Here is a 14,481-nt window from a genome sequence, read left to right as displayed (position 1 = left end):
CTTACTTGCCGGTGGCCCGGTGTCGTGCGGTGGCCCTCTTGGAGAGGGCTCCTCGACCCAGCAGGGCGGTGCCCAGGGCCGCGGGAAGCGTCCAGGCCCACTGCATGAAGTCGGACCCTGCCGCGCCGGCGGCGCCGGCTGCGACGTGACGTGCCCCGGTCTCGTTCTGGTGAGTGACCGCGGGATCCGCCGTGGTGGCCGGGAGGGCCACGTCCTGGTGAGGTGCAGGAGACACGGGCGCCGACAGCTGGGAGGAGCTGGGCGGCGCCGTCACGACGGACCCCGCGGAGTGTGTTGCCGCCCCAGCTGCTGCCGGAACGGGAGTTTGAGCGGCTGCCTGCGGCACGACAGGCACAGGAGCCGCGGGCGTCGGGACCACGGGGGCCGACTGCTCCGGGGCCGGCTGCTCCGGGGCCGGGACCACGGGGGCCGGCTGCTCCGGGGCCGGCTGCTCCGGGGCCGGGACCACGGGGGCCGGCTGCTCGGGGGCCGGGACCACGGGGGCCGGCTGCTCCGGGGCCGGCTGCTCCGGGGCCGGGACCACGGGGGCCGGCTGCTCGGGGGCCGGGACCACGGGGGCCGGGCTCACCGGCGGTTCCTCCGGGGCGGGCTCCTCCGGTGCCGGGCTCACCGGCGGTTCCTCCGGGGCGGGCTCCTCCGGTGCCGGGCTCACCGGCGGTTCCTCCGGGGCGGGCTCCTCTGCTGCTGGGGGCTCGGGGGCTTCGACTCCTGGCTCTGCGACGGGATCAGTCGCAGTTGCGTGAGCGGCTGTCGTGTCCTGGGGGTAGACCTCGGACGCCTGCGCGGCGCTCATGCCCCCTAGCGTGATTGCTGAGGCGGCGGCAGCGGTGGTCAGAATTCGGGTTGTCTTCATTTCTCTTCCTTCTCGCGTGTGACCATTCCGTCGATTACGGCGTGGCTCGGGGATACGGCCTCGGGGCGGTGGGAAAACGTGCGCTTGTGGTCAGCGGTTATCCAGTGGTCCCCCTCAGGGCAGACGATGGAGCTGTCCACTTGCTGGCCACCTGCGCACAGCTTCTGCACCTGGTTTCCTTGGAGATATTGGTCGGTGCCGACCCAGATTTTTCCCGAGCGGACGGAGACCTTGTTGCCCGTGATGTCTTTCTGCATCTTCACTGCACCACTGGCGTTGTCGTGAGAAACCAACCACCGTTTGGACCCTTTGCCCCACTCGACAATGGTTCGCTCATTGCTTGCCCCCACCCACTGGGTGATCTTGGCGTCGGGCACTGGCGCCTTGAGCGTGGTGGTGCGTTTGCCGATGGTGATCTTGTTGGGCCCCTGAGCCAGAACCGTCTCCTCAGCCGTGCCGGCAAGGACGGCCTGGCCTTTGCCGATGACGTGCTCAGCACCAGTAGATGTGCGATAAGTCTCCGCAGCGACCACCACCGGTTCGGGGCCGCGGGCGTTGAGAGATCCTGAGTAGACCTTCGCCTGATTCCCCTGGAGAACGACGACCTCTCCCCTCCCGGTATCCACGGCTCCTGCCGTAGTTCCCCCCAGGTAGCGGACGTTCTCGGGGTCCTTAACCTGTTTCGGGTCCCCAAGCTGCTCCCCGGTCTCGGCGTTGAGGATCCGCAGAGTGGACCCTTCCAGGGTCACTACCTGGTCCTGGAACACGGTGAGCGCGCGTTGTCCGTCTGGGATCTTCCATCCCTGCGGAATCGATACGGAAGCAGAGTCGGAGGGCACGGCAGATTCCGCGGCCACGGGTGCATCCTCACCACCGAAGAACAGCATGGCTGCTGCCACCGCTCCTGCCACCAGAACCGCCAGGGCGAACAACCCCAGGGCGAGGGGGGTCAGACGTCGTGGGCTCTCCACCGCCTCGCTGCCGCTGTTCTCGTCCAGGAGCTCGTGCGCGCGGGTGAGCTCCTCATGCGTGGGTTCGTTCTCTGCTGCCGGTGTTGACGGTTCAGCCGCCTCGGTCTGCGCAGTCGCCGTGTCCTGGATCGGGGCTGTGCGCCCGTTGCTGTCCATCTCCAGAAAAAAGCTGGGGTCCTTCCCCTGCTCCACCTCGACCGTGATCGGGAAGCGCTTGGCTGCTGCGTAGATCTCCCGCAGGGCTTCGTGAGGGCTGGTGGCCTCCGTCGCAGCCCCGTTGATCAGCCAGGGATCGCCGCGGGTGATGGTGAACCGGGTGGGGGTCTTCTTGCCGATCATGCCGCCACCTCCACAGGGGCCGCCTCCACCACGAGGTTGTACCGGTAGGCGAAGCCGATGGTCGTCCCTGTGTCCCCCACCGAGGGGCCCGAACAGGTCACGAGCGCCAGGCCCGGGTCGCCCGAGCGGGTGAAGATGCCCGTGGACTCGATCTCGGACTGGGGCACGGTGTAGAGGTCGGTGACAGCGTAGGTGTGCGGGCGCCCCGCCTCGTCGGTGGCGGTGATGTGCTCGCACGGGCGGATCTTATGCAGGTGTCCAAACGGGGAGAGCTCCCCGCCTGCGGCACTGCGCGTCCCGGGGCTGTAGTCCACGTGGCCAGCGATGACCGTCTTCCCGTGGGGTGAGCCCAGAGGGGCGGAGGGGTCGTAGCGGACAGCGGTGGGGGCATCCGGTAGCGCCGAGAGATCGGAGCTGTGCCCCACCGGCACGGTTGCCGGCAGGCTGTCGGCCTCGAGCTCGTTGGCGGACGGGCTCGGGGCGGTAGAGACAGTGGAGGGGCACGTCTTCCCTCGGAACTCCTTGCCCGGGCGGGGGGCGTATTTCATGCCCTCGTCGGTGGTCCCCACGTGCTCGGCATCGGCGTAGGTGACCTGGGTTCCGTCTTGGTCGGTCGTGGTGGTCGCCCCGGCCTGCTGCACCGCGAACATGCCACCTGCGACCACCAGAAGGGCTGCCCCTGCGGTCGCGTAGCCTGTTCGGCTGGTGCGTGATGTACCGGTTTTCGCCACTGGACCCTCCCAAGTACCAAGTGATGTGCGTGGTCCTCACAACCACGTGTTCACAATATCACCAATACCCAGGAAGTTGCGTTTTTGTATGAAGTTTTCGAGGAGTGCTCTCGCATCCGTCATCACTGAGGTGGGCTCACCGTTTGTGCTGATCGGGGCTCTGCTCGCGGTGGCTGCGGCCCGCTATGAGGCCCACCCCTGGCTCCTGGCCTCTGGGGCCATCTTCTTCATCGTGGTGGTGCCCATGGTTCTGTCCTGGTGGTTGGCGTACAGCCGGCGCACCACCGATCGGTACATCGTGCGCCGCGAGCAGCGTCACGGCTTCTACGTGGCCTCGGCTGCCTCGTTTTTGGTTGGGGTGGCCTTTACGTGGTTCGCGGACGGGTCGTGGCAGCTCAGGCTCATAGCGACCTATGCCCTGGGCATCTTGCTGGTGGTCGCGGGCATCAACCTCAAGATGAAGATCAGCGTGCATGCCCTGGCCGCCGCATTCACCGCCGTGTGCTTGCCCGTCATCGCGGGCCATCCGGGATGGATCGCCCCTGCCGTTGTCGTTGCTCTGGGCGTCCCCTGGGCGCGGGTTTATGCCCAGCGGCACTCAGTGCTGGAAGCTGCGAGCGGCTTCGGCCTGGGCCTGCTGACGGGCTCTGTACTGTGCGGCTTGCTGGTGTGAGGACACCGAGATGCTGATGAGCGCCAGGATGATACCCATGGCCGTGAGGAGGATCAGGCTCTCACGCACGACGATGGTGCGCGGCGCAAACGAGTTCAGGACGTAACCGCCCATGGCGGCCACTGATCCCCCGTAGCCCACGAGCAAGGCGCAGTACGTGAACCGGAGGCCGCGCAGCGGCGTGGACTTGAGCAGGTTCAGCAGCCACGGCACGAGGGAGAACGCGGGGACCCACAGGCACATATGGGTGGAGAGAAGGTACCCGGTCCATGCCGGGCTCCCCACGAAGTCCTCCAGTCCCCGTGAGGTTGTGCTGTCTGCCCCCATGAGAAAGAACGTGGACGTGACACCTGCTGCCGCTACCACTGGCACCCATGGCCTCAGCACAACGGGGTGACGGCCTGCAGCGACGAGCGGGGCCGCGACCACCGTGGTGTAGATCCACGACGCCGCGACGTAGACGAGGTGCATGCCCAGATTCAAGTAGTTTCGCTGGCCCATGGCCCTGTCCAGGGCGGGGTATGTCCAGCTGAGGGAAATTACGAACAAGATCAGTACTAGGGTTTGGCTTACCAGAAGAGCTTTGCTGGTAGACCGCCATTCCCCTTTGATGAGCCGCAGGCCCAAGCTGATGGTGAGTGCCGCTATTACCAGCAGCGCGACCACGTCGGTCAGTGTCATTGGAGTTTTCCTAGATACTCCCCCGCTATGTGTTGGTCTTTAAGAATCCGACGGACATACCGCTGTTGCTTCATGGTGAGCGCCAGTAAATCGTCGTCGGAAACCGCCAGAAGGGCGTCTTTCCGCAGGTTTTCTCCATAGCCGGCATCTTGGGGGGTAATTGCTCCGGCTAGTACGAGCGCGTACACGGGATCCATCTGAGCCGCTGAGAACCCGTCGATCACCTCATCGACCCTGAACCGCTCTCGCCCGTTCAAGCGTTTGCTCATGGACGATGCCGTCAGCCCCAGCGTCTCCCTCAGCGCCTCCCGCGTTGAGTTTGTGCCGGCGACGTCAATCCAGGTGGAGAACCGAGCGGGGTAGTCATCCCAGCTGGCGAAGCCCGGGGGCTTAGGTATTCTCACGAGCAGGCGGTCGGTGAGCTCTTGGAGCGCGTAGGCCGGGTGGACGGAGGCCAGGATCTCGACCTGGGTGGGCTTCGAGGTGGCTTCGCCCAGAAATGACCATCGCGGTATGCGGCTCAGTTCGCGCAGCGGATCCAGCTTTCTGGTGTGGCAGATGTTGATTAGCATCTGGGCGTCCACCTGATTGCGGGTGCGCTGCATGCTCACCGTGACGGACTTGAACTCCGCATCCCGGGAAACCCTGGTCCAGGACAGCTTTTCCCCTAATCGGGAGTACAGCTCTCCGGCCCATGCGTCCAGTTCCGCTGAGGTCAAGCGCATGGCAAGGCCCCCCAGCGTTCCTCGGATCCAACGTGACGGACCTGATCATATCGTCACGTTGCAGGGCACAAGCCGATGCTGGCCCACCTCGAGTCCAGTGCGTTCTTGGACAAAGAGAGCATGATCCCGTGCGTGGAACCGCGGCTGGTGTCCCCGAACTCCTTGACGTTGGCCTCGGGGTAAACCTCCTTGACCTGCTCGAGGGCTGCGCGGAACTTGGCCTTGAAACGGACCACATCACCGCTGGAGCCGAACTGCTGGTGCAGCTGGGCCCATGAGATCCGCACGGGCATTTTGATGCTGTAGAGCCGGTAGGAGAGCCACACGTACAGGTCAAGAGCCAGGGGCGTCTTGCTGCGCTCCAGGAGGTGGCGCCAGGCGTCGGCGCGGATGGGCACCGCGCCGTGCTCGCTCACCAGGCGCATGAAGTCCGTGCTGAGTTCGATGTGCGACTCTTCCGGTTCCGCCAATCTGGCGTCTCGCGCACCCCGGAAAACCATGTGATCACGGAAAGAAATCGTGAACCGCTCGTTATCCACCGTCGAGGTGGCGTCGTCCTGCTCCGTGGTGGTGGTCAGGGTGATGTGGGAGGCGGCGACGGCCTGCAGCTGCCGGATCGCATTGGCGCAGTTGCGCGCGTTCCACGTCACGCCGAGCTGCTTGAGGAAACCGCGGTAGGTCTGCGAGACGGGAATGATCGGGTGACCAGTGACCACGGCATCAGTGCAGAGGAACATCAACGCGGCGCGAGCCATCTTCCCGTAGGGGATGAAGGACTCGCTGCCATCGGGCCCGATGCCGGTGCCTGCCGCGACAGTCAGGGTCTGGTTACCGTTGGTGCGCGTCCACGAGTGAGCCTCCACCGCGGCATTGGGCAAGGACAAGTTGATGAACGCGGGGAGAAGATAGCCCAGCCGCTGGGCTGGATCTGGAGAAACCGGTACTATCGGCATGAGCAGTCATCCTTCTTCGAGTCCGCATCGTCGGATGACCCGCCCCTCGGTCTGTTGGTAGCAGCCGGGGGGCTTTTTTTGTAGGCCTTCCGGGCCCGAGCATACCTCAGCACTTCACAGATACGCATCTGTCGGAGGTATGCCAGACCTGTGGATATTTAACCTGGAGAATGCCCCTGCAGACGCGCCAGAGTGGGACATTTCGGTACCAAACCCGCCAGGGGTGGGACATTTCGGTACCAGAGTGGGACATTTCGGTACCGAAGTGGGACATTTCGGTACCACAGTGGGACATTTCGGTACCGAACGGAGGGTCAGAGAAGGCCTGGATCCCAGTGTTTGCAAGGCATGTAGGCCTGTGGATAACTTCTGCCCCTGAAGACTCTCCCTGAACCACCTTAAGAACCTTCAATCCGTCGTCCTTGGTTAACGCGCGAGGAGCGCGGCTTGTGGACAACGCAGTCTGTGGATAACTCGGCTGGCGGGCTCGGAGTCGTTCAGGCAGCACTCCCCTGGGGTCGAGTTCGTAGACTGCAAGCGAAGCCCACGATGGTCCCAGACAGCCGGAGTAGCCCCTATGCCCGCAGCACCAGCCGACTACTACACAGGTCAGGCCGCGGCCTCGTTGCTCGGTGTCAGCCGGTTCACCCTCAACGAGTGGGTGGAGCTCGAGAGACAAGCCCCCGATGCCCTGGTCCTCACTGCCAGCTCTTCTCGGCGCCCTCAGCCAGCATGGAGCGCAGAAACTCTCCAGCAGTGGAGTCGATGCACGCCTGGGTCACCGATTCAGCTGCTCTCGCCTTCTGCGGCGATCAGCTACACGGGGCTGACTCCCACCACGTTCAACAACTGGCGGGCCCGGGTAGAGATCCCGGCTGATGCCACGATTCACCGCAGCTCTACTGGCACACCGAAGCCCGTGTGGACCACCACCACGTTGGATCTGTGGTTGCACAAGGTCAGCCGGCACACCAGGAGGCGATCTCCGCGGGCCACGTGCGTGTACACCAGCGAGGAGGCGGCGCTTCTTCTGGGGGTCGCCCACCCGGTGTTTGAGAAGGCTTTGCAGGAGCATCCGCTGGCGCCGGCGGCGATGATGGTCTTCCCTGCCGCTCAGGCCTGGACAGCAGATGACCTGCACGCATGGGCCGCGGAACACCTGCCGGCTCAAGGTCACGCGGCATAGGTCACGATCAACGGGGAGTGGGCGTGGGCCCGACACCAGTGCTGGTGTCGGGCCCACGCCCACTCCCCGGTCCTTAGAACGGCTTGGAGTCGTTGTACTTGCGCTCGATTTCCTTGGTCAGCTCCATCACGGCTCGTTCTACGAACCCGGTCCAGGTGTCCATGTCTTCGCCGTACACGCTGCCGATGCGTTGGGCGCGCATGGCCCGGGCCTTGTCGCTGGGCGTGATGTAGAAGTTCGTCTTGCGCTTGACCTCCCCGTTCACCGTCCTCGTCCGGGGCCTGCCCCCGCGGGACCGGTCAGGGGCTTCGCTTTCGGCCGAGGCCTCTGCAGCGGGGGCCTGCGCAGGCGGTGCCTGGACACCCGAATCCTGGGCTGGGATGGCCCCCGGTGAAGGAGTGGAGACCGTGGGCTCTTCCCGAGGTGTGACCGTGGGGCCTTCCTCGGTGTGCTCTGCGGTCTGGGCAGGGGTGGCGGGGTGCCGCTTTGTGAGCGATGACGTGCGTGGCTGGGGCGCGGGCATGATTCTTTTCTCCTCGTGGAGGGGTTAGGACAGCAGGGTGGCCAGGTGGCTGGAGTACAGGCCGTGGAGGCGCTGGGCTTCCTCCGTCGCTTCGGGCCATTCGTCCAGGCCGTAGCCGGCTTCGGTGGCGCCTTTGATCATGGCGCGCTTCGGGATCACCGGTTCCAGCATCGCCACCTCGTTGGACTCCAAGGCACGCTCGATCTCCAGACGCCAGTGGCCGTCGTTGCGGGTCTGCTTGTCGTACTGGTTGATGAGCACCCCGGCCACCCGCAGCTGCGGGTTGTAGAACGAGCGCACCGCCCGGATCGTTTCCAGCAGCCGTCCGAGTCCGTTGGCGGAATACTGCCCGGGGTGGGTGATCACCAGCACCTGACTGGCTGCCGTCATCGAGTTCAGGGCCAGCTGGTCCAGGCTTGGGGGGCAGTCGATGAGCACCAGCTCGTAGTTGGCCACCACCGAGGCCAGGGCCTCCTTGAGCCGTGATTCCCGCCCGGCTCCGGCGATGACCATCTCATCGCGCACCACTGCCAGCACGTCACTCACGGTGGGCGCCAGGGTCACATTCGACCAGATTGTGGGGACGAGAACGTCCTGCAGCGTCTCTGGGGCCCGGGTGCTCAGGGCATCCGCGACACCGGCCTGGTCTTCGGTGACCGACTCCCCTGCCAGCGACGAGGTGATGTTGCCCTGCGGGTCCATGTCGATGACCAGTGTGGGGATTCCCTGGGTGTGGGCTGCTCGAGCCAGATGGTAGGTGGTGGTGGACTTCCCCACCCCGCCCTTCTGGTTGCTGATCGCTACTACGGCGGTCATCGCGTCTCCTCTGTTTTTGGGGTTATTGACCCCACTGCTTCCATTGCCTCCAGTGTAGCCAGCGGGGTTGCGGGGGGCAATGGGGTTACAGGGGTTATTGGAGTTTTTGACCCCAATAACCCCTCTATCGTCTGTTCGTGGGGGCGGCGGGATCAGGTGAGCTGGCCCGCGGACCTCGGGCGTGAGTGTCCCGGTAGCTCTGGATCTCTGCGGTGGCGAACCGCCGCCCGGTGACCACCGGGGACGGGAACGTGGTGGCCTTGCGGACGAGTTTGCGCACGGACTCGGGTTGGATCCCCAGCAGCTGGGCGGCATCGGCACTGGGGATCGTGGCGGTCTCGAGCACGGTGCGCAGCGCGCCGTTGGCCACCAGTTCCGCGGCCAGGCCCTGGTCGGTGGTGGTCGATGCCAGGGCGGCGCGCACGGCGGCGCGCAGGTCGGTGGATTCAAGCGGTTCCATGGCGTGGGTCCTCCTGGGTTCTAGCCCCACCGGCCACGGCGGCGGGTGCCGGCGGCGTCCTGGGCGATGCGTTCGGGTTTGGTTCGGGAGGCCTCGAAGCTGGTGACCTGCATGGACACGATGGAGTAGTCGCCCATGGCCTCGGGGGCGGAGGAGCCGGCCTTGCTGGCCCCGGCTTTCTGCATCTGGTCATTCGCCCAGGCCTCGAAGTCCCCACCATGGTCGGTGCGCACGTCGGAGAGCACGTCGGAGGCGTGATAACCGGACTTGGAACCCAGGTTCACGTAGAACCGGCTGGTCCCGTCCTTGGACTCCACGACGGCGCGGACTTTCATGCGCTTGTCGCGGTGGGCCTGGGACTTTGCCACGGTGCGGACTTCCTGGTGCACGGATTTCCAGCCCTTGGCCCGGTTCTTGGACCGGGGGGACTTGGGCATGGTCGTCACAGAGTCCCGGGCTCCGCCGGGCAGGAACGTGGTCTGGTGGCCGTAGGTGTTGCGCTTGGTCTTCGGAGCGACCTTCCCGCGGGTGTCCCTCGGGGTCACAGCTTCGGTGCCGGTCTTGCCGCGGACTTTCATCAGCGTGCCCTGCCTGGTGCGGCGGCGGGGGACGTAGTTGCTGATCTGCCCGGTGGTGTAGAGCTCGGTGAGCCCGGCCCGGAAGGTCTCGCCGGAGGTCTCCCCATTGGCCAGTTTCCGCATCCACCGGTCGCTGCGTCCGAAAGCCTGGCCCATCTGGGACCAGCTCATCCCGTAGGCCTTCTTCGCCGCGGTCGTCAGCTCCGCGATGCTCATCTGGGTCGGGTCGGTCATCATGCCTCCTCGGCGGTGGCCTCGGTGTAGGAGGTGGGCTGGTCGTCCTGGTAGGTGAACTCGAAGTCGAAGGCGGCCTGGTCCATCACCGCGTCCGCGTTCAGCTGCGCCCCGGCTTTCAGGGCCTTGTCGCGCAGGGTGTCGCGCGCGGCGCGGGTGGTGGGGGTGGGCACTGGGGAGTCCAGGTAGCCCTGTAGGCGCAGCCGCCCGGCCTTGCCGTCGTCAACCCCGCCCTGCTCCTGCGGCAGGGCCCACTGGGGCAGGTAGGAGCTGTAGATCGCATCGCCGTTGATGCCCACGATCGAGGAGCCAGGCATGGTCAGCGCCCCGCACTCGACCCCGTTGGTGGTGTTGTGCAGAACCTTGGCCCGGCCCCGGCCCCAGACCTGCACGGAGAACTCTGGGCGGTAGTACATCTGCTGCTGACGGCTCATGCTCTGGGGGATCAGGTACACGTAGGCCTCGCCCAGTCGTTTCAGCGAGGGCACCGCCTCGGCGGGGATGGTCTTGGGGTCCTTGGTGTACTGGGTCATCCCGCGCCCGCGGGAGGCGAACTTTCCGATGGTCTGGATCAGGATCGCGCGCAGGGCCGCGCCCAGGGCAGTCTTCATCAGCGGCGGCAGCCCCGGGTCGGTGGCCAGCATCGCGCGAGCGTCGGTGAGCTTCTTCGCCCAGGCGTCTAGGGGCTTGGCCTCGGTCATGGACCGGCGGGCCACGTGATCGTCGCCGTGGAAGCGTTTGCGCTGGGTCGGCATCTGCTTGGAGAACACCACCGCCTCCAGAGGTTCCACCGCCCACCCGAACTTGCGGGCCACGAACACCTCGGCGGCATCAGCCCAGGACTCCCCGGTGGCCCCGGGACGGTTGGGGTAGTACCAGCCGGAGGCGGTGTCACGGTGCTGGCAGCCGAAGATCCCGATGTGGTGCCAGTTGTCCGGGACGGTGAACTTCACCCGGAACCGGGCCCGGCAGTAGGGGTCGGAATCCAACAGCTCGGTGGCCTTGGACTGGTTCAGTCGCACCCCCGGCCCCAGGCCCAGGCGGTTGCACAGGGAGGCGTACATGAACCGTCCGTCCACGTAGGCAAACCTGTCCAGGTGGGTGATCACGTTCGGGTCGATCATCGGCACCACATCCGGGTGCTCGTCCGCACTGGGGCCGGCCACGGTGTGCTCGAGGTGGTGCTGGCCGCTGGTGGCGTGCAGCTCCTCGGCGATGTCCTCAGAGACCGGTTCCAGGGTGATCGACTTGGGCAGCGAGGCTGCCCACAGATTCATGCCCGTGGCCCCGGGGGTCTTCATCAGCGCGGTCTGGGTGCCCGCCGGCAGATGCTTGGCGAACAGATCCCCCAGCACCGCGTCCAGCACCTGGAACGCCTCGCGCGCCTGGGGCGGGGACAGACGAGTGGAGCCGAACCACTCCGCGGCGGTGCGCACCTCGAAGTACTTCCGGGTGGTCGCGTGACGGAACCGCCCGGTGGGCGGGGTGCCCAGCCAGTGACCCTCCGGTTCCCACTGGCCGGTGTCCACCAGCAGCCAGTGGCGGCTCTGCCCGTCGTCACCGGGCTCGGCCTTGGGCACCTTGCCGGTGAACACGATCGTGGCCTTCTCCGCGGTCTGGTTCGCCAAGTGCGCCACCGTCTCCAGCTTGTCTCGCAGCGTCGGGTTTTTTCGCCCACGCGAGGCCTGGCAGGTGAAAGTGTGGCCCGCGTCGGAGATCCCGCGCCCGGTGGTGAAGTCCACGTAGAAGGTCTCGATGCGCTTGGTGCTGTAGATGATTGGTCGGGTGCTCATCACGCCCCCTCTCTCTGGTGTCGTTTCGTCACCACTCTACCGGTAGTGACGAAACGACACCAGCCCGACACGGGGTTCTCACCCCCTGCAACCCCAGCGGTTCCCCGGGTTCCCGCGCCCCTACCGCCCCCCACAACCCCCGGGGGTGGCCGGATTTTTTTCGGGATGGTACGCTCGCGGCACCGAGAACTCGCGAAGCGAGGAGCACAGGGGACGCGAGCGACCCCCTCCAAAAACCCTAAATGTGTATGGGTGGAACCCAGGATGTATATGGGTGCGGGGCCCGGATGTGTACGGGTGCCGCCCGGAAATGTATATGGGGGGGTGGGGGTGTTGCAGGGGGGTCGGCGACCCCCACGGATCCCCTGCAGTCGGTGCCTCTGCTGCCCCCTCCAGCTGGCTCTGATGGGGGTGAGTTGGGGCAGGGGCCCATACACATCGACCCCGCCCCCCATATACATGGGCCGCACTGCGCGCGGCGTCCAACCGTCCGAGACGGGTGGCCGACACTGCTCATACCCAGCTTCACATTCCCCTCACTTTCTGACCCCGTGTTGATTCTGTGGTGTCCTTCCCAGCCCAGTGCGGACGGGATGCGCCGGGGGGGCAGGGCCCCAGGATCATGCGTTGCCTCAGTCCCGCCCCCCCCCCGGGGGGGCAAAGATTCCCGCCTCCACCCACCCCTGCCGTGTGCCCACGACTAGACCATGGGGGTGTTTCCGGGAGGTTTCACACCAGGGGCCCGTCCCCTGGTCCCACCTCTCGTGCGACCTCAAGGGTCCGGAGTGGGGGCCGTGGGCAACGGTGCCCCTGCCCCGCACGGGGTGAGCCAGCGGACACCCCTATCCCCCGCGCATGATCCTCTGGCCCCACCCTCCTGCCCCGTCTTAGGGGGGCGTTCAGCTGGCCCTCGGCAGCCCTTGGCCCTCATCGGCTTTGGCTGTCCCCGCTTGCTGTCGTAGACCGGACGCCCGTTGCGGGTCACCTGCCCGCCCCACCAGGGGCACCCCCGTCCTGGCCTCAGCATCGCGGGTGCCGGCGGCCCAGGCTGCGGGTGATCCGGCGGTCTAAGCCGATAGCATCTGTGTCTATGACGCACACAATTCCGGTAGCTCCTGAGCGCGTTCTCACCCGGGAAGCGCTGGCCCAGGCTGCGGGTGATCCGGCGGTGAGACCCGCCCAGCTGCAGGTGCTGGTGGTGCTAGCTACTCGTCTGGATTCCGGTGAGTGGGTACCGGTTCCCGCCGCGTCGGTGGCCGCACAACTGGGGGTGGAACGGGCGTCGGTGGCTCGTGCTCTGCAGCGGTTGTGCCACTCCGGCTGGCTGGTGGCCGGGCCCAAGCGCGGGCGGGTGATCACCTACCGGTGCGGCCCGAGGGTGCCTCCGGCGTCCCGGACATTGGGGCTGACCCCCACGGCCCAGCGGGTGGCCCGGAAGCTGGAGCAGGTGCTGGACGCCGAACTCCCCCGGCCGCTCAGCCATGCTGAGCTCGCACGTGATCTCGGGGTCAGCCGGGGCAGCGTCCAGGCCGGGATCGAGCAGCTGGTGACCACCGGGGCGCTGCTCCGCGGCCCACGGGAGGGTCGCACCTACACCTATCGACTTCCCCACTGCCCCTAGTGACCAGTAAGGGGTTGTGGGGGTTTTCGCCTCTAGTGGGGTTGTGGCCGTTATGGGGGTTTCGGCATGCAAAGGGGTTTTTACCCTCAAAAACTCCATTGGGGTTTAGGACCCCTCTAGCACCATCAACCCCGGGGTAAGGGGCGGGGCACAGCAGTGTGGCCCCCACCGAGGTGAGGGCCACACTGTGCCGGGTTCGCGGTGCTGCGGAGTCGAGGGAAATCGCAAGAAAACCTCGAGCGCAACGGGCGAGGAGCCGGCAGATGGGCGGCGACCAAACCGCCCGCCCCTTACTGTATCGACGGGCTCAGCTGCTGGCGGTGCGTGGACGGCTGTGACGCGACCATGGCAGCACCGTCGGTGCTGGCGGTGTCCCGGGCGAGCTCCACGGCGTGACGGAACCAGGCCGGCATCGGCTTCTTGCCAGCCGCTGCCGCGGCCTTCTGGCCGGCCTCTGCAGCACGGGCAGCAGCATGAGCGGCGCGAGCCCGCGCTCTGGCCTTGGCGGGGGGCTCCAGACCGGAGATCGCGCGAGTGAGCTGGTGGATGAACAACGCCCGGGGGTTGGACTGGCTGTTCGGGGCCAGGGTGAGCAGCCCACGGTCGCGGTGGTCGGCCTCCATGGCGTTGAGCAGGTCCTGGGTAGTCCACTCCTCGCTGACCCCGCACCGGGCCAAGGAACGGGCCAGCCCCAGCAGATGCTGATCTCCGCGGTCCAGCCAGGGCAGTCGGTTCACCAGTCGCGCCGTGAGCTTCTGGATTCCTACCGGCACGCACGAGCCCGCAGCGCGTGATGTCTTCGGCTGGGATTTCCGCGTACCGGCCCCGCGTGAGCGGGCGCTAGGTACAACACGAGAAGGCTTGTGAGAGGAATTCTTAACCCCTTCGGGGTAGGGGTGCACAGCTCGTGCTCGGGCGGGGATCGTCAGGGAGCGGTTGGAGGCGAACCGGTTCTGGTAGGTGTCCTTGTGGAGACTGGCCAGGATCCGTTCGGCCTGCGTCATGTACCGGCCCCGGGTGATCTCTACCGCCCACCCGAGATCACGCAGCACCCGCCGTGCCCGGCGCACGGTGTCCACGCTGCAGTGCAGCGTCTTAGCCACGGTGGCGTGAGACGTGCGCACGTTGCGCCCGGTGGTGGTGTCGGCAGTCTTGGCATCCTCGGTGGCCACGGCCTGCACACGGGCCGCGCACGTGCGGTGCGTGCGCAGCGCCTGTGCACCGAGTTCGGTGGTCAGATCCTGGGCCACGGCCTGGATCCACTGGTCACGGGACCACCAGCACGGCACCCGCGCCTCCGCGCCCTCCGCCGGGTCCGGGGTC

The 14,481-nt window shown here is 66.5% G+C and carries 15 protein-coding genes; 3 read left to right on the top strand and 12 right to left on the bottom strand.

The features are described 5' to 3' along the window. Position 1: 1 nt before the first annotated feature. From RF646_RS12470 to RF646_RS12460, 3 genes are read right to left on the bottom strand one after another with little or no spacing between them, the layout of a single operon-like run. Positions 2 to 814, bottom strand: coding sequence for a hypothetical protein (locus RF646_RS12470; RefSeq protein WP_368836139.1), 813 nt, complete (start codon positions 812 to 814; stop codon positions 2 to 4). Positions 815 to 870: 56 nt separating this feature from the next. Continuing rightward, a complete protein-coding gene (locus RF646_RS12465; protein WP_368836138.1) occupies positions 871 to 2,184 on the bottom strand; it encodes a hypothetical protein in 1,314 nt (437 codons plus the stop codon). After that, positions 2,181 to 2,834 carry a class F sortase gene (locus RF646_RS12460; RefSeq protein ID WP_368836137.1) on the bottom strand — a complete coding sequence of 218 codons (654 nt, stop codon included), beginning with the start codon at positions 2,832 to 2,834 and terminating at the stop codon, positions 2,181 to 2,183. The genes RF646_RS12465 and RF646_RS12460 overlap by 4 nt, the downstream gene beginning before the upstream one ends. 226 nt (positions 2,835 to 3,060) lie before the next feature. Here RF646_RS12460 and RF646_RS12455 point away from each other — a divergent pair, with 226 nt between their 5' ends. After that, positions 3,061 to 3,588: a hypothetical protein gene (locus tag RF646_RS12455; RefSeq protein ID WP_368836136.1), complete on the top strand. Its 528-nt coding sequence runs from the start codon at positions 3,061 to 3,063 to the stop codon at positions 3,586 to 3,588. On the opposite strand, the gene RF646_RS12450 is transcribed toward RF646_RS12455, so the two are convergent. From RF646_RS12450 to RF646_RS12440, 3 genes are read right to left on the bottom strand one after another with little or no spacing between them, the layout of a single operon-like run. Beyond that, positions 3,514 to 4,269, bottom strand: a complete 756-nt coding sequence (locus RF646_RS12450) for a hypothetical protein (RefSeq protein WP_368836135.1) — start codon at positions 4,267 to 4,269, stop codon at positions 3,514 to 3,516. The two genes, RF646_RS12455 and RF646_RS12450, sit on opposite strands and share 75 nt — an antisense overlap. After that, positions 4,266 to 4,994, bottom strand: a complete 729-nt coding sequence (locus RF646_RS12445; RefSeq protein WP_368836134.1) for a hypothetical protein — start codon at positions 4,992 to 4,994, stop codon at positions 4,266 to 4,268. Before RF646_RS12445 ends, RF646_RS12450 begins: the two co-directional genes overlap by 4 nt. 53 nt (positions 4,995 to 5,047) lie before the next feature. Beyond that, complete coding sequence (locus RF646_RS12440) at positions 5,048 to 5,947, bottom strand: replication protein RepA (protein WP_368836133.1); 900 nt, start codon at positions 5,945 to 5,947, stop codon at positions 5,048 to 5,050. A 919-nt stretch (positions 5,948 to 6,866) separates the two neighbouring features. Between RF646_RS12440 and RF646_RS12435 the strand changes: the two genes are divergently transcribed. Further along, a complete protein-coding gene (locus RF646_RS12435) occupies positions 6,867 to 7,133 on the top strand; it encodes a hypothetical protein (protein ID WP_368836132.1) in 267 nt (88 codons plus the stop codon). Positions 7,134 to 7,206: 73 nt separating this feature from the next. On the opposite strand, the gene RF646_RS12430 is transcribed toward RF646_RS12435, so the two are convergent. From RF646_RS12430 to RF646_RS12410, 5 genes are all read right to left on the bottom strand, one after another. After that, positions 7,207 to 7,398 carry a hypothetical protein gene (locus RF646_RS12430; RefSeq protein WP_145007908.1) on the bottom strand — a complete coding sequence of 64 codons (192 nt, stop codon included), beginning with the start codon at positions 7,396 to 7,398 and terminating at the stop codon, positions 7,207 to 7,209. Positions 7,399 to 7,680: 282 nt separating this feature from the next. After that, complete coding sequence (locus tag RF646_RS12425; RefSeq protein ID WP_318541797.1) at positions 7,681 to 8,472, bottom strand: ParA family protein; 792 nt, start codon at positions 8,470 to 8,472, stop codon at positions 7,681 to 7,683. A 124-nt stretch (positions 8,473 to 8,596) separates the two neighbouring features. Next, positions 8,597 to 8,932: a hypothetical protein gene (locus RF646_RS12420; RefSeq protein ID WP_367405516.1), complete on the bottom strand. Its 336-nt coding sequence runs from the start codon at positions 8,930 to 8,932 to the stop codon at positions 8,597 to 8,599. Between the two features lie 20 nt (positions 8,933 to 8,952). Further along, the gene (locus RF646_RS12415) at positions 8,953 to 9,747 is read right to left on the bottom strand and encodes a hypothetical protein (protein ID WP_318541795.1); all 795 of its coding nucleotides are present in this window, start codon (positions 9,745 to 9,747) and stop codon (positions 8,953 to 8,955) included. Next, entirely contained in the window at positions 9,744 to 11,537 is a 1,794-nt protein-coding gene (locus RF646_RS12410; protein ID WP_368836131.1) for a hypothetical protein, read from the bottom strand. The genes RF646_RS12415 and RF646_RS12410 overlap by 4 nt, the downstream gene beginning before the upstream one ends. A gap of 1,090 nt (positions 11,538 to 12,627) precedes the next feature. On the opposite strand from RF646_RS12410, the gene RF646_RS12405 reads away from it, so the two are divergent. After that, complete coding sequence (locus RF646_RS12405) at positions 12,628 to 13,158, top strand: hypothetical protein (protein ID WP_368836130.1); 531 nt, start codon at positions 12,628 to 12,630, stop codon at positions 13,156 to 13,158. A gap of 290 nt (positions 13,159 to 13,448) precedes the next feature. Here the strand turns inward: RF646_RS12405 and RF646_RS12400 are convergent. Then, a partial coding sequence (locus RF646_RS12400; protein ID WP_368836129.1) for a hypothetical protein occupies positions 13,449 to 14,481 on the bottom strand: 1,033 nt, incomplete at its 5' end.

This window comes from Kocuria sp. CPCC 205261, from assembly GCF_040981025.1.
GTDB lineage: Bacteria > Actinomycetota > Actinomycetes > Actinomycetales > Micrococcaceae > Kocuria > Kocuria marina.
The sequence above is the reverse complement of the archived record's forward strand: the minus strand, read 5'-3'. Positions and strand labels throughout refer to the sequence as shown.